Below are 16,300 nucleotides of genomic sequence, written 5' to 3' on the forward strand. Positions count from 1 at the left end.
GGTCCGGATTTTGGAAAAGTTGGTTGTGCGCAGGCACAAAACCGTTATTTTCGCCGAACCTTCGCGAGGCCCCTTACCTCGGCAGGCGTCCGCCGCAAGCCAGGCAAACCGTGAGAAAAGCACTACGTGATCAGGATTTCCATCGATGCCATGGGCGGCGATCACGGACCAAGCGTGGTCATCCCGGCGCTGATGACCGTCGCCATCCGCCGCCCTGACATCCGCTTCGTCGTCTATGGCCGCGAGGACGTGGTGCGCCCAGAGCTCGCCAAGTTCCCGAAACTCGCCGAGATATGCGAGTTCGTCCATTGCGAGATCGCCGTGCGCATGGATGACAAGCCGAGCCAGGCGCTTCGCCACGGCCGCTGGAAGTCGTCGATGTGGAAGGCCGTCGAAGCGGTCAAGAACGGCGGCGCGCAGGCCTGCGTCTCGGCCGGCAACACCGGCGCGCTGATGGCGATGTCGAAATTCTGCCTGCGCACGATGGCCACCATCGACCGTCCGGCGATCGCGGCGCTCTGGCCGACGACGCGCGGCGAAAGCGTGGTGCTCGATGTCGGCGCCACCATCGGCGCGGATGCGCACCAGCTTATCGATTTCGCCATTCTGGGTACCGGCATGGCGCGCTCGGTGTTTGGCGTCGAGCGGCCGAGCGTCGGCCTGCTCAATGTCGGCGTCGAGGAGATCAAGGGCCAGGAAGAGGTCAAGGAAGCCGGCCGCATGTTGCGCGAGGCCAACATGGCCTCGATGAATTATCGCGGCTTCGTCGAGGGCGACGATATCGGCAAGGGCACGGTCGACGTGGTGGTCACCGAGGGCTTCGCCGGCAACATCGCGCTCAAGACCGCCGAGGGCACCGCAAGGCAGATCGCCGGCTATCTGCGCGCCGCCATGAGCCGCACGCTCATGGCCAAGATCGGCTACGTCTTCGCCAAGGGCGCCTTCGACAGGCTGCGCGAGAAGATGGATGTCGGTCGCTCCAATGGTGGCGTCTTCCTGGGGTTGAACGGCATCGTCGTGAAGAGCCATGGCGGCGCCGATTCGGACGGATTCGCGGCCGCCATCGAGCTCGGCTACGATATGGTACGCAACAATCTGCTTGACCGGATCGAGGCCGACCTCGATCTGTTCCATGCGCGCAACCCGACCGCGCAGGCAAACAGGAAGTCCGGCGTCGCCGACGCCGAGGGATAGGAAAGAGCCTTGATCAGATCAGTCGTGCGCGGCAACGGTGCCGCGTTGCCCCGCCGCATCATGAAGAATGCCGACTTCGAAGGCATGGTCGAGACCTCCGACGAGTGGATCGTCCAGCGCACCGGCATTCGCCAGCGCCACGTCGCCGCCGACGACGAGACGACTGCCTCACTTGGAGAGGATGCGGCGCGGGCCGCGCTCGACAGCGCCGGCATGACGCCGGCCGATATCGATCTCATCATCCTGGCGACCTCGACGCCCAACAACACGTTCCCGGCGACGGCTGTCGAAATCCAGAACCGGCTCGGCATGCATCACGGCTTTGCCTTCGACATGCAGGCCGTGTGCTCTGGCTTCGTTTACGCCGTTGCCACTGCCGATCTCTATATCCGCGGCGGCCTGGCCAAACGCGTCCTGGTGATCGGCTCGGAGACATTCTCGCGCATCCTCGACTGGAGCGACCGCTCGACCTGTGTGCTGTTCGGCGACGGCGCCGGCGCGCTGGTTCTCGAAGCGGAAGACGGAGCCGGCGCGATAACCGATCGCGGCGTGCTGGCCGCGAGCCTGCGCTCCGACGGCGTGCACAAGGACAAGCTCTTCGTCGACGGGGGTCCTTCGACCACGGGAACGGTCGGCCATCTGAGGATGGAAGGCCGTGAAGTGTTCAAGCATGCCGTCGGCATGATCACCGACGTCATCGAAGCGACCTTCAGCGAGGCCGGCATAACGGCCGAGGACCTCGACTGGTTCGTGCCGCATCAGGCCAATAAACGGATTATTGACGCTTCCGCCAAGAAGCTCGGGATTGCAGAGCAGAAAGTGGTGGTCACCGTCGATTTACACGGTAACACCTCGGCTGCCTCGGTGCCGCTCGCTTTGTCGGTGGCCGTCGCCGACGGTCGCATCAAGAAGGGCGACCTGGTTCTTCTCGAGGCGATGGGTGGAGGCTTCACCTGGGGCGCGGTGTTGCTCCGCTGGTAAGTGCCGAACTCGCCGGTTCGGTCCTTGACCTTGCCGGATCAATTACTTAGGCTCAGCCTTTGCCTGTATCGATTTACGTTTTTGCGAGCAGATGGGACGGTCGCATGGGGGGAAAGACACTTACGCGTGCCGACCTTGCTGAAGCCGTTTACCGGAAGGTTGGTTTGTCGCGAACGGAATCGGCGGAACTCGTCGAGGCTGTGCTGGACGAAATCTGCGAAGCCATCGTTCGCGGTGAGACGGTCAAGCTGTCGTCCTTCGCCACCTTCCATGTCCGCTCCAAGAACGAGCGCATCGGCCGCAATCCCAAGACGGGCGAGGAAGTGCCGATCTTGCCGCGCCGGGTGATGACGTTCAAGTCCTCGAACGTGCTCAAGAACCGGATCCTGCGTTCGCATCAGAACAGCAAGGGCAAGGGCGGCAAGTAGTTTGCTGGCGAATGCGGTTGAAAACCGCTGGCGGTTTTGAAGCTGGGCTTGAATATCGTTTCATAAATCGCTGAAATAAGGCGCGATTCGGCACCATGCCAGGATCGTGGTCCAGTGTGGAGGATTGGCCCATGGACAAAAGCCCCGATGCTTTCCGCACCATCAGCGAAGTCGCGGAAGATCTTGACCTGCCGCAGCACGTGCTGCGTTTTTGGGAGACCCGCTTCACCCAGATCAAGCCGATGAAGCGTGGCGGCGGCCGGCGCTACTACCGGCCGCAGGACGTCGAGCTCATCAAGGGCATCCGGCATATGCTCTACGATCAGGGCTATACGATCAAAGGCGTGCAGAAGCTGTTGCGCGAGAACGGCAACCATTTCCTGGTCGCCATCGGCAATGGCGACATGGCCGCGGTGGAGGCCATCGCCCAGCGCCGCCAGGCCGAGCAGGTGCCGCTGACGGCGGCCGCGCAGCCGCGCGGCGACGAGGACGCGCTGGTCGGCCAGCCGAAAGTGAAGCCCAGCCGCCGTTTCTTCGGCCTCGGCAAGAGCGACGACGAAGGTCCGGTTCAACCCGACTCGTCGAGATTGTCGCGTGACAATCGCGCCTTGCTGCAGGAGGCGCTGTTCGACTTGCTGGAATGCAAGCGCCTGCTCGACCAGGTTCGTTGAACGGTCATATTCGACTTGACGGTGCTCGGTCGGTCGGTCGGCCGGAACGGGCTCTTCGCCCGTGCGTTAGGCCTTCTCGAAGAGAAGGACAACAAGCATGGCATCGTTTTCGACCCTCTCCGACGTTGATATCGACAAGCAGGTCGCGGCACTTTCGCGACAACTGCACGACCTGAAGAAGGTTCTGGCCAGGCGCGGCGACGCCTACTACGAGGATGGCCGCGAGGCGGCGTCCGACTATTATTCGCAACTTGCCGATCGCCTCCACGAGGCGCTTCCGGCAATAAGGCGCAGGGGCAGGGCGATCGAGCGCACGGCGCGCGATCATCCGGCGACGGCCGCCGCCGTCGGGCTGGTTGTGGTCGGACTGCTTGCCGGCCTTTTGATCGGCCGGCGCTGATCGACCGACGGGAGATAAACAGAAATGGCGGCCGTTCTCGACGGCCGCCATTTCCGTGCCGCTACAGGTGATCAGTTCGCAAGCTTGAGCCGCGTCTTCGGGTCGACCTTCATGACCTGGCTGCACTTGCCGTAGACGGTGCCGTTCTTGTCGGTGGCATCGGTATAGGTGCCTTTGCAATCCAGCTGCAGCACCAGGCAAGAGCCATGGCCCTTACAGACCGCGCCGCCGTCGCCGGTCGGATGCGTGCCAGCAAAGGCCGGAGCCGAGACCGAGCCGAAAGCCGAGACGACAAGAGCCGCGGCCAGGGTGATACGCTTGAAGTTGGTCATTGAGCATTTCCTTCCATTGGTTTGGGATCGCCGTCCTGGCGTCCCGTTGGGGTGAGGAGCACCTTGCGGCGCCCATGACCGCTTAGTGCTGCGGCCAATGGAAAGGTTCATATGCCGCGCGATTTTTTCATTTGACCGGCGATATCGGCGGATTGGGAAAAGCCGGGCGCGGCTCTCCTCGGCGCGCGCCACGCATCCGGCGCGCGGCACCCGAAATGGAGGCGGCTCACTCCGCGATGCCGCCGCCTCAGATAGGCCGAGTGTTCAAGCGGTCAAAGCTGTTCGAGCCGCTCGCTGCCTCCTCACATCGGCGGCGCGATGCCGTGATTCCCGACAACGACCCGGTTCGCGACCAGCTTGCCGTCGCCGCCATGCTCGGCATTGACGAACACTGCGATGCCCGGCGTGAGATCTGCCGGCGTGGCGGTGGCGAATGTCACGATCGGTGTCGTCTGCGGGATAGCGATCTGCTTCTTCTGGCCGTTGTCATAGGTGAGCGTGACGGTGCGGCCTTCGATCTCGGTGACATCGGCGACGGTGCCGTTGGTCATGCGGCTGTTGGGCTGCAGATCCCAGTCGCGATCGCCTTCTCCGGTACCCTTCAGAGCAGCCGGAAAGATCACGACTTCCAGCGCGCCGCTGCCGCCGTCGGCCTTGGATATCGAGGCGATGCCGAGAAAATCGCCCTGTTTAATGTCGGCTGCCGAGGCCGTGGCTACGCCTGAAATCTTCCACCCGTTGCCGAGCGTGATCGCATTGGTTTTGCCATCGCGATCCTTGACCGTCAGCGTCGATCCGGCAACGCTGACGACAGTGCCTCGAACACGTATGGCATCCGCGGCCCACGCTTGCGTCGCGCCGATGACGCTTGAGACTGTGCCGAGCACAATTGCGAACGATTTCAAATTCATGGCATCCGATCCTTCTGAGAAACGCCCGGCGTCGGCCTGTCTGCCGCCGGTGACGGCAAGCTAACGAATCGAGACGTCGAAAATGCCGGCGGATCCGGCCGCGGACCTTCAAAAGAACTTGATTGAGCGCTGCGCGACCTTACATGTACGCAGCCCGAGGCATCAGCCGAAACGCAGCTTCACGAACGCGTGACGCCGCATGGGTGCTCTTGGCAAATCATTTGTTAACGAGCATTCTCCCGCCCGTCTCAGGCAACACCACATTTCATCCGACCCTGTTTCATCTCAAGGAGTTGCCATGCCCAACACCGTACGAAACGCTGTTTCCAACGACATTATTGCCGCGTCCGGCCTCAACCCGTTCAAAGCCGCGCGCGAAACCAGGGGATACACGATCGAGGAACTCTCTTTGACCTGCGGCCTCGCCGTGGGCGAGATCGTCGACATCGAGGACGGCAAGGATGCCGACCCCGCCAAGCTTCGGCGCATCGCTTCCGCCCTGCAGGTGCCGGAAGAGGAATTGATCAGAGTGCCGGCCGCCGAGAACCGGCCCACGCAGCAATAGGACGCAAGCAAGCGTCCATGTGAAAGCCCGCCAAGGCATGCCTGGCGGGCTTTTTGATGCATGTCGCCCAACTATGCGCTGCGGTTTTGGGGAAACGGGATGCGCAACGCACGGCCGTGGCTCTTGTCAATGACCGCGCCGCCATGCGATTCGCCAGCCGGTGTTCGACAGGTCTGACGAGGGGTCGCCATGAGTTTGGAATCGGCTCGCGCCTTTTTTGCCGAGCATGCGCCCGATGTCGAAGTCATCGTCACCGAGGCAAGTTCGGCCACGGTCGCGCTTGCCGCCGAAGCCCATGGCGTCATGCCGGCGCAGATCGCCAAGACGATCTGCCTGCGCGTGGGCGACGAGGCCATGCTGGTCGTGACCAGCGGCATCGCCAGGCTCGACAACCGCAAATTCAAGGACAGCATGGGCGGCAAGCCGCGCATGCTGGGCGGCGAGGAGGTGCTGGCAATCACCAGCCACCCGCCTGGCGGCGTCTGCCCGTTCGGCCTGCCGTCGCCGCTACCCGTCTATTGCGATCTGTCGCTCAAGGCCTTCGACGAAGTCGTTCCCGCAGCCGGCGCCACCAATGCCGCGGTGCGCATCACACCGCAGCGCATGGCCGATCTGGTCGGCGCCGTATGGGTCGACGTTTGCCAGTAGCAATTGCCGCCTAGATATCCCGTCATGGTTCGTCGCGGGCCGTAGCGCGGCTTTGACCGACATTCGGCGCGGCCCGCTCATTTGGTTTGGTATAGGCATCCGCGCCTTTCGCCGTCGCGCGTCAACCGACTCGAAAAGCGTCGAAGACGGTCAAAGATTTGGACATTAGTCTTGACAGAAATACAGATGTTCAATACCCGTCAAGCGATCAAACAGCATGCGATGTGGGAGGAATAAGCGGCATGGCTTCCAATATTTCGTTGACGGGCCTTGCCCGTGACCTCGAGGAGCGCGCCAAGTCCGGCAAGCCCATTCGCATCGGCCTGATCGGCTCGGGCGAAATGGGCACCGACATCGTCACCCGCGTCGCCCACATGTCCGGCATCGAGATCGGCGCCATTTCCGAACTTAACCTGCCGGCCGCCGGCAAGGCCGTCGATATCGCCTTCCAGGAGACCGGCCATGCGCGCGAGGTTTCGAGCGCATCGGCCATGACGTCGGCCATGGAGGCCGGCAAGATCGCCGTCACCAACGATTCCAGCCTCGTCATCGGCAACGACCTCATCGACGTCGTCATCGATGCGACCGGCGTTCCGGCCGTCGGCGCCGAGATCGGCCTGCGCGCCATGGAGCATGGCAAGCATCTGGTGATGATGAATGTCGAGGCCGACGTCACCATAGGCGCCTATCTCAAGAGCGAAGCCGACCGCCTCGGCGTCACCTACTCGCTGGGCGCCGGCGACGAGCCGTCTTCATGCATGGAGCTGATCGAGTTCGTCTCCGCCATGGGCCACCCGATCGTTGCCGCCGGCAAGGGCAAGAACAATCCGCTCAACATCGACGCCACGCCTCCGGACTATGAGGAGGAGGCGAAGCGCCGGCACATGAACGTGCGCATGCTGGTCGAATTCGTCGACGGTTCGAAGACCATGGTCGAGATGGCGGCGATCGCCAATGCGACCGGGCTGGTTCCCGACAAGCCCGGCATGCACGGTCCGGCGGCGACGCTCGGCGAATTATCGAAAGTGCTGGTGCCCGAGAAGGACGGCGGCGTGCTGTCGAAGGTCGGCGTCGTCGACTATTCAATCGGCAAGGGTGTGGCGCCCGGCGTCTTCGTCGTCGCCGACATGTCGCATCCGCGCATCTCGGAGCGCATGGAAGACCTGAAGATGGGCAAGGGTCCGTATTTCACCTTCCACCGTCCCTATCACCTCACCTCGCTGGAAGTGCCGCTTACCTGCGCCCGTGTCGTGCTTTATGGCAAGGCCGACATGGTTCCGCTGGCCAAGCCCGTGGCCGAAGTCTGCGCCGTTGCCAAGAAGGATCTGAAGCCCGGCGACAAGCTCGATGCCATCGGCGAATATTGCTACCGCGCCTGGATCATGACGGCTCCGGAAGCCCATGCGGCGCGCGCCGTTCCCTGCGGCCTTCTGCAGGGCGGCTCCGTGACTGCACCCATCAAGAAGGGCGAGCTCATCACCTATGCCAACGCGGCGCCCGCGCCGGGCTCGAAGATCGCCGAGCTGCGTGCCCGCCAGGACAAGCTCGTTTACGGCGCCGTGGAGGCGTGATCATGGCTGGAGCCAGCAAAGCCGCCGTCGTGGATAGCCGGGCCAACCTGCCTTTCGTCTATCGCCAGTACAGTCCGGAGCAGCTGAGGGAGGTGCTTCATAAGATGTACCTCATCCGCCGCTTCGAAGAGGGCGCGGAAGAGTGCTACACGCGCGGCCTCATCCACGGCACCATGCACCTGTCGATCGGCCAGGAAGCCAGCGCCATGGGCATCTGCATGCCGCTCGCCGAGGATGATCAGATCACCTCGACGCATCGCGGCCATGGCCATTGCATCGCCAAGGGTGCCGAGGTCAGCCGCATGTTCGCGGAGTTCTTCGGCAAGACCACCGGCTACTGCAAGGGCCGCGGCGGCTCCATGCATATCGCCGATGTCGCCAAGGGCAATCTCGGTGCCAATGGCATCGTTGCCGGCGGCATCCCGATCGCGGTGGGCGCCGCGCTCTCGTCCAAGATGATGAAGACCGGCAAGGTCGTGGTTTCCTTCTTCGGCGACGGCGCCAACAATGAGGGCGCCTTCCACGAGGCGCTGAACATGGCGGCGGTCTGGAAACTGCCGGTGATCTTCGTGTGCGAGAACAACGGTTACGGCATGTCGACATCGACGGCGCGCTCGACCGCGGTCAAGAACATCGCCGAGCGCGCGGCCGCCTATTCGATGCCGGGCGTCATCGTCAACGGCAATATCTTCTCCGAGGTCGCCGAGGCGTCCTTCAAGGCCGTGGAGCGGGCGCGGGCCGGCGAGGGGCCGACGCTGATCGAATCCAAGACCTACCGCCATCGTGGCCATTCCAAGAGCGACCGCAACCGTTACCGCACCAAGGAAGAGATCGAGGATTGGATGGCGAACCGCGATCCGATCACGCTCTTCGAGACGGAACTCCGCGATTTCGGCTTCATCGACGACCAGGGTATCCAGGCGATCCGCGACGCGGTCGCTCAGGAGATCGCCGACGGCATCGAGTTCGCCAAGGCGAGCCCGGCGCCCGAGATCGCCACCCTTCAGAATTACGTTTACACGGAGCCTGCGTGATGGACGCCACGCTGCGTGAACTGAGCTACGCCCAGGCGATCCAGGAAGCCATGGCGATCGCCATGGACATGGACGAACGCGTCTTTCTGATGGGTGAGGACATCGGCGTCTATGGCGGCGCCTTCCAGGTGACCGGCGATCTGGTCGAGCGCTACGGCACCGATCGGGTGATCGACACGCCGATCTCCGAACTGGGTGGCGCTGGCGTCGCAGTGGGCGCGGCCGTCACCGGCATGCGGCCGATCTTCGAATTCCAGTTCTCGGATTTCGCCACGCTCGGCATGGAGCAGATCGTCAACCAGGCGGCCAAGATGCGCTTCATGCTCGGCGGCGAGGTTTCGGTACCCGTGGTGATGCGTTTCCCCGCGGGCTCCGGCACGGGTGCCGCCGCGCAGCACAGCCAGAGCTTAGAGGCCTGGCTCGGCCATGTGCCCGGCCTCAAGGTCATCCAGCCGGCGACGCCGCACGATGCCAAGGGCATGCTGCTTGCCGCGGTCGCCGATCCTGACCCGGTCATGATCTTCGAGCACAAGCTGCTCTACAAGATGAAGGGCCATGTGCCGGAGGGCCATTACACCGTTCCGATCGGCAAGGCCGAGATCCGCCGCGAAGGCCGCGACCTCACCATCGTCGCTACATCGATCATGGTGCAGAAGGCGCTCGACGCCGCGGCTGTGCTTGAAGGCGAGGGCATCGACATCGAAGTGGTCGATCTGCGCACGATCCGCCCAATCGACAGGCAGACCGTGATCGACAGCGTGAAGAAGACATCGAGATTGCTCTGCGTCTACGAAGCGGTGAAAACGCTCGGCATCGGCGCGGAGGTGAGCGCGCTGGTCGCCGAGAGCGAGGCGTTCGACTATCTCGATGCGCCGATCGTGCGCCTTGGCGGCGCCGAGACGCCGATCCCCTACAATCCGGATCTGGAAAAGGCCACGGTGCCGCAGGTTCCCGACGTCATCGCCGCCGCGCGCGACCTAGTGAAAGGGGTCCGCTGAGCGATGCCGACCGAAGTCATTCTTCCCAAGGTCGACATGGATATGGCGACCGGACAGATCTCGCGCTGGTTCGCCGAGGAGGGCGCGCACGTCAAGAAAGGCGACGTGCTTTTCGAGATCGAGACCGACAAGGCGGCGATGGAGATCGATGCGCCGGCCAGCGGCACGCTGCGCGACGTCACCGGCAAGGAGCGCGTCGACATTCCGGTCGGTGAGCCGGTCGCCTGGATTTATGCAGACGACGAAGTCTATGAATCAGGAACGACGCCGCAGAACGGAGCGCCACTCTCCCCCCTAGTGGGGGAGATGTCAGCGAAGCCGACAGAAGGGGGCGCTGTCCCGCCAACGTCTCGTTCCTTTGCGCCCCCCTCTGCCCTGCCGGGCATCTCCCCCACGAGGGGGGAGATCGGCCAATCGCAGGGCGAGCGCGCAACGCCGCTGGCGCGCCGCTTGGCTCGCGAAGCCGGTCTTAAGATAGCCGAAATACATGGCAGCGGTCCGCGCGGTCGCGTCGTGCGCGCCGACGTCGAAGCCGCAGTCGCCGCGAAAGGCGCGGCCACCCCTGGTCAGCCAGCCGCCGAGATTCCGGTCGAAATCCCGTCCGCTCCGGCCGCGGCGCCCAAACCGATGTCGGACGACCAGGTGCTGAAGCTGTTCGCCGAAGGCTCCTACGAGCTCGTGCCGCATGACAACATGCGCAAGACCATCGCGCGTCGCCTGGTCGAGGCGAAGTCCACCATTCCGCATTTCTATTTGACGCTGGACTGCGAGCTCGACGCGCTGCTTGCGCTGCGCACGCAGCTCAATACCGCAGCCCCGATGAAAAAGACCGAGAAGGGCGAGGTTCCGGCCTACAAGCTCTCGGTCAACGACATGGTCATCAAGGCCATGGCCATGGCGCTGATGGCGGTGCCGGATGCCAACGCCTCCTGGACGGAGAACGCCATGGTCAAGCACAAGCACGCCGATGTCGGCGTCGCCGTGTCGATTCCCGGCGGCCTGATCACGCCGATCATCCGCCATGCAGACGAAAAGACGCTGTCAGTCATCTCCAACGAGATGAAGGACCTGGCCAGCCGCGCCCGCAACCGCAAGCTGAAGCCGGAAGAATATCAGGGCGGCACGACGGCGGTATCCAATCTCGGTATGTTCGGCATCAAGGACTTTGCCGCCGTCATCAACCCGCCGCATGCGACGATCCTGGCGGTCGGCGCCGGCGAGGAGCGGGCGGTGGTCAAGAAGGGCGAGATCAGAATAGCCACCGTGATGTCGGTGACCTTGTCGACCGATCACCGCGCCGTCGACGGCGCGCTCGGCGCGGAGCTGCTCGGCGCCTTCAAGCGCATGATCGAAAACCCGATGGGCATGCTGGTGTAAGCCATCCCTGCAGGGGTTTGATCCGGGTTGCTCTTACGCCTCCGATCACTGACTTGTCAGGCCTGCAGCTCGCGCAAATCCCGGCAAATGCTTGAAGCCGCCGTCATTTCGTTCCACATCGGGCGCAATGAACGGCAAGATGCGGGAATGGTTTCGGAATTGGCGGTGGGCCCTGGCCGCATCGCTATTCCTGCATGCTCTGATTGCAGCGTTCTTGTTCTTCGGCTTGCCGAGACCAGACCAGCAGCCGGATCAGCAGGAACAGCCGGTCAATGTCGCAATCGTGCCGCCGCCCGATCAGCCCAAGCCGAAGCCCGCCCCAAAGCCGCCGGAGCCGACGCCTGAAAAGAAGGCCGAAAAGCCGCCCGAGCAGGCCGTGCAAAAGCCACCGTCTCCGCAGCCGCCGAAACCGCAGAACATCCCGGTTCTGAAACGCGTTTTTCAGTATGGCGAGAAGGATACCGGCCCGGAGAAATCTCTCAACGGCGGCAGCGCGCCAGCCAACGCCCCGTCACCAGCCCAGGATGAACCAGCGAAGCAGCCCGTCACCTCGAAGCCCGCGCCCAGCCAGCCCGCTCCGCCTGTGACGCCAACGCAGCAGGCGGACACCAATAAGGCTCAAGAGAAGCCGGCAACCGCCACGCCGGACGAAGAACCCGCGCAAACCGAGGAGAAGCAGGCGACCGAGGACACCGATAAACAGCAGCCGGAAAAGCAGGAAGCAGCTCCGCAACCCGCCGAAAAGCAAGCTGCGGAAGCGCCAAAGCCATTGACGGCCGATGCCGGCGACAAGCCTGCGCCGGCCGAAAAAGCAAAGCCCAAGCCTCCCAAGGCGATGAAGTTCAAATCCGCAAGAGCTCTGAGAGCGCCAAGCGGGAACCCGGGAAGATCAAGCCCCGCCGACAGCGAGGTTGCGGGATCGCCGATCTATTCCGGCCTGCCGGGCGTCAGAAAGCTTTACTCGCCGGGTGCGACCGGCAACGCGTTTGCCACAAGCTCGATGGAGAACGTGCCGCGCGATCAGCGCGTTGCCAATCTTTGCGCCAATGTTCTGAACCAGGAATTGCAGAGTGCCGATTACTCGCCCAAATGGCTGCCGACCATTCCCCTGAAGCAGGGCAATGTTCTTAACCCTCCGCAGGCTGCCTTCAGCACGACAACCCAGTGGTATGATCTGAGCTTCCGCTGCGAGGTCGACGCCGATGCAACGAGGGTCCTGTCCTTCAACTTCCGCGTGGGGGGATTGGTCCCGCCTGGGGAGTGGACGCGGCGTCGCTTCCCAAGTCTCCGCTAGTTCAGGCCGGGACACCAAGCCCGGCCAACTGCCGGCTGACGTCGTGCCAGTCGGCGCAGACGAAATCCGCGCCTGCGGCCTTCAGCCGGGCGCCGTGCTCGGGATAGGTATGCCCGCCGCCGGTATAGCCGATCGCGATCATGCCGGCCGCCACTGCGCCCTGGACGCCGAACGGCGAATCCTCGACCACAATGCAATCGGCCGGTTTCGCGCCCATCTTCTCGGCGGCAAAGAGGAAAATGTCGGGCGCCGGCTTGCCGTTCTTGACCATCGAGGAGGAAAAGATCGCCTCGCCGAAGAAGCGCGACAGTCCGGTCACCGACAGGCTGTGGTTGATGCGTTCGACCGAAGATGACGAGGCGACGCAGCGGTCGCCGGCAAGCGCGCTCAGGAACGGCAGGATCCCCGGTGTCGGCTTCAGCTCCTCCGAAAAGAGCAGCTTGGTCTCGGCCCAGATGTCGCCGTCGGCGGTGGGCGGGAACTGATGGCCGGTCAGTTCCTTGATTTTGATGATGATGTCGGCCTGCTTCATGCCGATGCATTGCGCGATGATGCCGCCATGGACGCCGGGCATGCCGTGTTTCTCGTAAACGCGCTCATAGGCCTTGGCGGCCAGCGGCTCGCTGTCGACGAGAACGCCGTCGCAATCAAAAATCAGTCTAGGTTGCGCCACGCGCTTCTCCCGGCCTCTGTGCCAATACGCACATCGCTATCGATAAAAAGTCAGATGTTCAATAGTGAGGCGGATGCATCTCCTGCCCATCAAAGCTGGCGCAGCGCCTCGCTGACCGGCGTGGATCCAAGCGCGCGTTGCATGGCCTGGCGCGACTGCGCGCGGTCGGGTGTGATCCAGTTGGGCTCGGCGCCGAGGAAGCGGTCGAGGAAGGCCACGGCATAGGCGGGCATTTCCGTCGCGTTCTCGCGGTAGGACCACCAGGTGCGCAGGTCGTCGGCGCATTTGTCGATGCTGGGCGCCGTGCCGAACTCCTGCTCGTGCACAGCCAGAATCGCCGACACGCAGTAGTTGGTATAGAGAAAACCTTCCGGCCAGAAGCGCACGATTTCCGCCGTGCCGGCATTGGCTTCCGTCTCGATCATTTCGGTAAGACCGGAGACCTCTCGCGCTGGCGCCTGCCGGATCAGCTCGCGCAGCACCAGCCCGGCGGCGAACACGATGAAGTCCGCGCGGTCGACAGCTGCGAATCGCTTCTGCGCCTCCATGACGTCGATCCAGTCGAGAAAGGCGCGCGTCAGCTTGGCCTCGTCGATCTCGAAACGAACGCCGAAGGTTTCCGACACCACCTTCGCGCTGCTGCGGAAGGTGGCGCGAAACCAGCGCAGCTGCCGCAGTCGGTGACGAAGGTCCGGCATAAGCGCCAGTTCGTGCCTGAAAGGCAGATCCATGTCTCATATCCCGTTTAGCGACAGGCTAGCACAGGCGCTGCCGTTGCCGAAATCGGTCAGCCGCCTGTGGAGCGTTACGGCGGCTAATATAATACATGTTGACATTCTAGGAAACAAATGTTCTCACTTTCGGGTCATCTCGCCTCCGTCCAATATGTGCCGGAGGAAGAGAATCGGGAGGAAACCGAAATGGCGATCTGGCAGTGGGCGCTGCTTCTGCTGTTTGTCGTCTGGGCGCTGCAATCGCTCGGCGTCTGGCTGCAGATGCGGCATTATGCGGACGTCTTCAAAGGCGTCACCGGAGAGTTCAAGGACGGCTTTGTCGGAGCCGGCAATTTCCGCGGCCGGCTCGCCAAGGGCACCATCGCGCTCGTTGTCGTGACGCCCGATCTCATCGTGCGCCGCATGATGGTCATGAGCGGCCGTTCGGTGCTCACCAAGTTCAAGCGACATGAAGAATTCGAGGGTATCCCCCTCGATCGACTCCGGTCCAACCCTGCGATCATGGGGGAGGGGGAACCCGGTGTGGCCGAGGCCGTGAAACGGGCGATCGAGCAGATCGACCGCGCGCGGTCGGAGCCGGGGAAGAAGCCGGGCCTGTCCGGTTTGAACGTAGCAAGGGCTTAAGCGACGCCGGCAGCCGGCTGGGAATGACCGGCGGGGGTCATAAGGAGGAGAAATGTCTGTAATTTCGTTATTGGCGCAGCATGCCGACCTGGCGGTGCACAACCTGCATGTCGCAGGCACCATGGTCTCGGATGCTGCCTGGCACGGCAAGCTCGGCGTCGAGCATGCCACCGATCATCTCGTGATCCTGGCGCAGGCGACGACCGACAATGCGCCGGTCACCGCCGATCAGCTCAAGGAACAGCTGAAGAATGTGCAGCAGGAAGAGCAGCTCGGCTGGCTGACTGCGATCGGCAAGTATTTCATCGGCATCTTCCAGAAGGGCGGCGAAGTGTTCGCCGGCTTCGTCACCGGCATCATCCCGACCTTGGTCGTGCTGATGACCGCGTTCTACGCCGTCACCGAACTGGTCGGCGAGGAGCGCGTCCACGGCCTGGCGCGCGGCGCCGGCCGCATCGCCCTGACCCGCTACACCGTGCTGCCGGTCCTGTCGGTGTTCTTCCTCACCAACCCGATGGCCTACACCTTCGGCTCCTTCCTGGAAGAAAAGCACAAGCCTGCCTTCTACGACGCGGCAGTGTCTTACGTGCATCCGCCGCTCGGCCTGTTCCCGCACATAAACCCCGGCGAATATTTCGTCTGGGGCGGCATGCTGGTCGCGCTGCTCGACCTCGAGAAGCGGGGCGTCATCGCCAATGGCTACCATGTCAAGGTGGCGATCTGGTACGCCATCGTCGGCCTCGTCGTCATCCTGCTGAAGGGCATCCTGACCGAGCGCATCACGGCCATCATGGCACGCCGCCAGGGCGTCGAGCTCTAAGGGCGGGAGGACACCATGGCCAAGACATACAAGGCAGTAAAGATCTCGAAGGGTTCGACCGGCTGGGGCGGGCCTCTGGTGATCGAGCCGACCGAACAGCGCAATAAGGTCGTGTCGGTAACCGGCGGCGGCATTCATCCGGTGGCGCAGCTCATCGCCGACATGACCGGCGCCCAGGCCGTCGACGGCTTCAAGTCGCCGCCGATCGAAAGCGAGATGGCGGTCGTCGTCGTCGACTGCGGCGGCACCGCGCGCTGCGGGGTCTATCCGCGCAAGCGTATCCCGACCGTCAACCTGACGCCAGTCGGCCAGGCGGGTCCGCTCGCCCAGTTCATCACGGAAGACATCTACGTTTCGGGCGTGAAGCCGGCCAACGTCACAATGGCGGACGGATCCGAAGCGGTCACCACTGCGGGGGGAGCAGCATCGATGAGTTCAAGCAACAACACCACTGCCAGGGCGGCCGAGCCGCTGCCGAGCGAAGGCGGGCTTATCGGCCTGATCAGCTCGATCGGCCGCGTCATGGGCCGTGTGGTCGGCATCTTCTTCAATTCCGGCCGCCGCACCATCGATCAGGTCGTCCGCAACGTGCTGCCCTTCATGGCCTTCGTGACCATGCTGATCGGCCTGATCCTCTATACCGGCATCGGCGACGTGCTGGCGCAGCCGATGGGGCCTTTAGCCAACAACATCGTCGGCCTGCTGGTCATCTCGGCCATCTGCGGCCTGCCGTTCCTGTCGCCTATCCTGGGACCGGGCGCCGTTATCGCCCAGGTCATCGGCGTCGCCATCATCGGCCCGCAGATCGCCAACGGCACCATCTCGCCAGCAATGGCCCTGCCGGCGCTGTTTGCCTACAACACGCAGGTGGGCTGCGACTTCGTTCCCGTCGGTCTGGCGCTCGGTGAGGCCAAGCCGAAGACGATCGAAATCGGCGTGCCGGCGGTGCTCATCAGCCGCCAGATCATGGGCCCGGTTTCCGTGCTGATCGCATGGATCGTCTCCCTGATCGTGTTCTAAAAAGCGTAACAACGAGGTTCGCCAT

Annotated in this window: 19 protein-coding genes; 15 read left to right on the top strand and 4 right to left on the bottom strand. The window is 63.4% G+C overall.

What is annotated here, in order from left to right; translation table 11 throughout:
* Positions 1-126 precede the first annotated feature (126 nt).
* From plsX to LB535_RS26005, 5 genes are all read left to right on the top strand, one after another.
* Positions 127-1,194 carry a phosphate acyltransferase PlsX gene (gene plsX / locus LB535_RS25985; RefSeq protein ID WP_224634204.1) on the top strand — a complete coding sequence of 356 codons (1,068 nt, stop codon included), beginning with the start codon at positions 127-129 and terminating at the stop codon, positions 1,192-1,194.
* A gap of 9 nt (positions 1,195-1,203) precedes the next feature.
* Positions 1,204-2,175, top strand: coding sequence for a beta-ketoacyl-ACP synthase III (locus tag LB535_RS25990; RefSeq protein ID WP_095767671.1), 972 nt, complete (start codon positions 1,204-1,206; stop codon positions 2,173-2,175).
* Positions 2,176-2,279: 104 nt separating this feature from the next.
* The gene (locus LB535_RS25995; protein ID WP_040983242.1) at positions 2,280-2,603 is read left to right on the top strand and encodes an integration host factor subunit alpha; all 324 of its coding nucleotides are present in this window, start codon (positions 2,280-2,282) and stop codon (positions 2,601-2,603) included.
* Between the two features lie 131 nt (positions 2,604-2,734).
* The gene (locus LB535_RS26000; protein WP_140842716.1) at positions 2,735-3,274 is read left to right on the top strand and encodes a MerR family transcriptional regulator; all 540 of its coding nucleotides are present in this window, start codon (positions 2,735-2,737) and stop codon (positions 3,272-3,274) included.
* A gap of 97 nt (positions 3,275-3,371) precedes the next feature.
* Positions 3,372-3,674, top strand: a complete 303-nt coding sequence (locus LB535_RS26005) for a YqjD family protein (RefSeq protein ID WP_095767669.1) — start codon at positions 3,372-3,374, stop codon at positions 3,672-3,674.
* 71 nt (positions 3,675-3,745) lie between these two features.
* Here the strand turns inward: LB535_RS26005 and LB535_RS26010 are convergent, their stop codons facing one another.
* Positions 3,746-4,006 (bottom strand): hypothetical protein, encoded by a 261-nt coding sequence (locus LB535_RS26010; RefSeq protein WP_095767668.1) that lies wholly within the window; start codon positions 4,004-4,006, stop codon positions 3,746-3,748.
* Between the two features lie 302 nt (positions 4,007-4,308).
* The gene (locus LB535_RS26015; RefSeq protein WP_224634205.1) at positions 4,309-4,917 is read right to left on the bottom strand and encodes a hypothetical protein; all 609 of its coding nucleotides are present in this window, start codon (positions 4,915-4,917) and stop codon (positions 4,309-4,311) included.
* A 298-nt stretch (positions 4,918-5,215) separates the two neighbouring features.
* On the opposite strand from LB535_RS26015, the gene LB535_RS26020 reads away from it, so the two are divergent.
* The 7 genes from LB535_RS26020 (at position 5,216) to LB535_RS26050 (ending at position 12,404) form a co-directional block, all read left to right on the top strand.
* The gene (locus LB535_RS26020) at positions 5,216-5,482 is read left to right on the top strand and encodes a helix-turn-helix domain-containing protein (protein ID WP_095767666.1); all 267 of its coding nucleotides are present in this window, start codon (positions 5,216-5,218) and stop codon (positions 5,480-5,482) included.
* A gap of 189 nt (positions 5,483-5,671) precedes the next feature.
* The gene (locus LB535_RS26025) at positions 5,672-6,130 is read left to right on the top strand and encodes a YbaK/EbsC family protein (RefSeq protein ID WP_224634206.1); all 459 of its coding nucleotides are present in this window, start codon (positions 5,672-5,674) and stop codon (positions 6,128-6,130) included.
* Between the two features lie 242 nt (positions 6,131-6,372).
* Complete coding sequence (locus LB535_RS26030; RefSeq protein WP_224530637.1) at positions 6,373-7,701, top strand: NAD(P)H-dependent oxidoreductase; 1,329 nt, start codon at positions 6,373-6,375, stop codon at positions 7,699-7,701.
* 2 nt (positions 7,702-7,703) lie between these two features.
* Positions 7,704-8,735, top strand: a complete 1,032-nt coding sequence (locus LB535_RS26035; protein WP_224634207.1) for a thiamine pyrophosphate-dependent dehydrogenase E1 component subunit alpha — start codon at positions 7,704-7,706, stop codon at positions 8,733-8,735.
* Positions 8,735-9,733 (top strand): alpha-ketoacid dehydrogenase subunit beta, encoded by a 999-nt coding sequence (locus LB535_RS26040; protein ID WP_224634208.1) that lies wholly within the window; start codon positions 8,735-8,737, stop codon positions 9,731-9,733. Before LB535_RS26035 ends, LB535_RS26040 begins: the two co-directional genes overlap by 1 nt.
* A 3-nt stretch (positions 9,734-9,736) precedes the next feature.
* Entirely contained in the window at positions 9,737-11,110 is a 1,374-nt protein-coding gene (locus tag LB535_RS26045; protein ID WP_224634209.1) for a pyruvate dehydrogenase complex dihydrolipoamide acetyltransferase, read from the top strand.
* Positions 11,111-11,237: 127 nt separating this feature from the next.
* Complete coding sequence (locus LB535_RS26050) at positions 11,238-12,404, top strand: DUF930 domain-containing protein (RefSeq protein WP_224634210.1); 1,167 nt, start codon at positions 11,238-11,240, stop codon at positions 12,402-12,404.
* A gap of 1 nt (position 12,405) precedes the next feature.
* On the opposite strand, the gene LB535_RS26055 is transcribed toward LB535_RS26050, so the two are convergent.
* Together LB535_RS26055 and LB535_RS26060 are read right to left on the bottom strand one after the other, a co-directional pair.
* Complete coding sequence (locus LB535_RS26055) at positions 12,406-13,077, bottom strand: HAD family hydrolase (protein ID WP_224634211.1); 672 nt, start codon at positions 13,075-13,077, stop codon at positions 12,406-12,408.
* A gap of 89 nt (positions 13,078-13,166) precedes the next feature.
* Complete coding sequence (locus LB535_RS26060; RefSeq protein ID WP_140541309.1) at positions 13,167-13,808, bottom strand: hypothetical protein; 642 nt, start codon at positions 13,806-13,808, stop codon at positions 13,167-13,169.
* Positions 13,809-13,997: 189 nt separating this feature from the next.
* Here LB535_RS26060 and LB535_RS26065 point away from each other — a divergent pair, with 189 nt between their 5' ends.
* The 3 genes from LB535_RS26065 to LB535_RS26075 are packed head-to-tail and all read left to right on the top strand — an operon-like array spanning position 13,998 to position 16,275.
* Positions 13,998-14,435: a transcriptional regulator GutM gene (locus LB535_RS26065; protein ID WP_095767894.1), complete on the top strand. Its 438-nt coding sequence runs from the start codon at positions 13,998-14,000 to the stop codon at positions 14,433-14,435.
* Between the two features lie 52 nt (positions 14,436-14,487).
* Positions 14,488-15,255: a PTS glucitol/sorbitol transporter subunit IIC gene (locus LB535_RS26070; RefSeq protein ID WP_224608379.1), complete on the top strand. Its 768-nt coding sequence runs from the start codon at positions 14,488-14,490 to the stop codon at positions 15,253-15,255.
* A 15-nt stretch (positions 15,256-15,270) separates the two neighbouring features.
* Entirely contained in the window at positions 15,271-16,275 is a 1,005-nt protein-coding gene (locus LB535_RS26075; protein ID WP_224634212.1) for a PTS glucitol/sorbitol transporter subunit IIB, read from the top strand.
* Positions 16,276-16,300 lie beyond the last annotated feature (25 nt).

The organism is Mesorhizobium sp. CA10, assembly GCF_020165285.1.
In the GTDB taxonomy this organism is placed as follows: domain Bacteria; phylum Pseudomonadota; class Alphaproteobacteria; order Rhizobiales; family Rhizobiaceae; genus Mesorhizobium.

What these genes read in the sequence shown, in the direction of transcription:
- LB535_RS25995 (WP_040983242.1), top strand. Translation starts at nt 2,280, where the DNA reads ATGGGGGGAAAGACACTTACGCGTGCCGACCTTGCTGAAGCCGTTTAC.
- LB535_RS26000 (WP_140842716.1), top strand. Translation starts at nt 2,735, where the DNA reads ATGGACAAAAGCCCCGATGCTTTCCGCACCATCAGCGAAGTCGCGGAA.
- LB535_RS26005 (WP_095767669.1), top strand. Translation starts at nt 3,372, where the DNA reads ATGGCATCGTTTTCGACCCTCTCCGACGTTGATATCGACAAGCAGGTC.
- LB535_RS26010 (WP_095767668.1), bottom strand. Translation starts at nt 4,006, where the DNA reads ATGACCAACTTCAAGCGTATCACCCTGGCCGCGGCTCTTGTCGTCTCG.
- LB535_RS26015 (WP_224634205.1), bottom strand. Translation starts at nt 4,917, where the DNA reads ATGAATTTGAAATCGTTCGCAATTGTGCTCGGCACAGTCTCAAGCGTC.
- LB535_RS26020 (WP_095767666.1), top strand. Translation starts at nt 5,216, where the DNA reads ATGCCCAACACCGTACGAAACGCTGTTTCCAACGACATTATTGCCGCG.
- LB535_RS26025 (WP_224634206.1), top strand. Translation starts at nt 5,672, where the DNA reads ATGAGTTTGGAATCGGCTCGCGCCTTTTTTGCCGAGCATGCGCCCGAT.
- LB535_RS26030 (WP_224530637.1), top strand. Translation starts at nt 6,373, where the DNA reads ATGGCTTCCAATATTTCGTTGACGGGCCTTGCCCGTGACCTCGAGGAG.
- LB535_RS26035 (WP_224634207.1), top strand. Translation starts at nt 7,704, where the DNA reads ATGGCTGGAGCCAGCAAAGCCGCCGTCGTGGATAGCCGGGCCAACCTG.
- LB535_RS26040 (WP_224634208.1), top strand. Translation starts at nt 8,735, where the DNA reads ATGGACGCCACGCTGCGTGAACTGAGCTACGCCCAGGCGATCCAGGAA.
- LB535_RS26045 (WP_224634209.1), top strand. Translation starts at nt 9,737, where the DNA reads ATGCCGACCGAAGTCATTCTTCCCAAGGTCGACATGGATATGGCGACC.
- LB535_RS26050 (WP_224634210.1), top strand. Translation starts at nt 11,238, where the DNA reads ATGAACGGCAAGATGCGGGAATGGTTTCGGAATTGGCGGTGGGCCCTG.
- LB535_RS26060 (WP_140541309.1), bottom strand. Translation starts at nt 13,808, where the DNA reads ATGGATCTGCCTTTCAGGCACGAACTGGCGCTTATGCCGGACCTTCGT.
- LB535_RS26065 (WP_095767894.1), top strand. Translation starts at nt 13,998, where the DNA reads ATGGCGATCTGGCAGTGGGCGCTGCTTCTGCTGTTTGTCGTCTGGGCG.
- LB535_RS26070 (WP_224608379.1), top strand. Translation starts at nt 14,488, where the DNA reads ATGTCTGTAATTTCGTTATTGGCGCAGCATGCCGACCTGGCGGTGCAC.
- LB535_RS26075 (WP_224634212.1), top strand. Translation starts at nt 15,271, where the DNA reads ATGGCCAAGACATACAAGGCAGTAAAGATCTCGAAGGGTTCGACCGGC.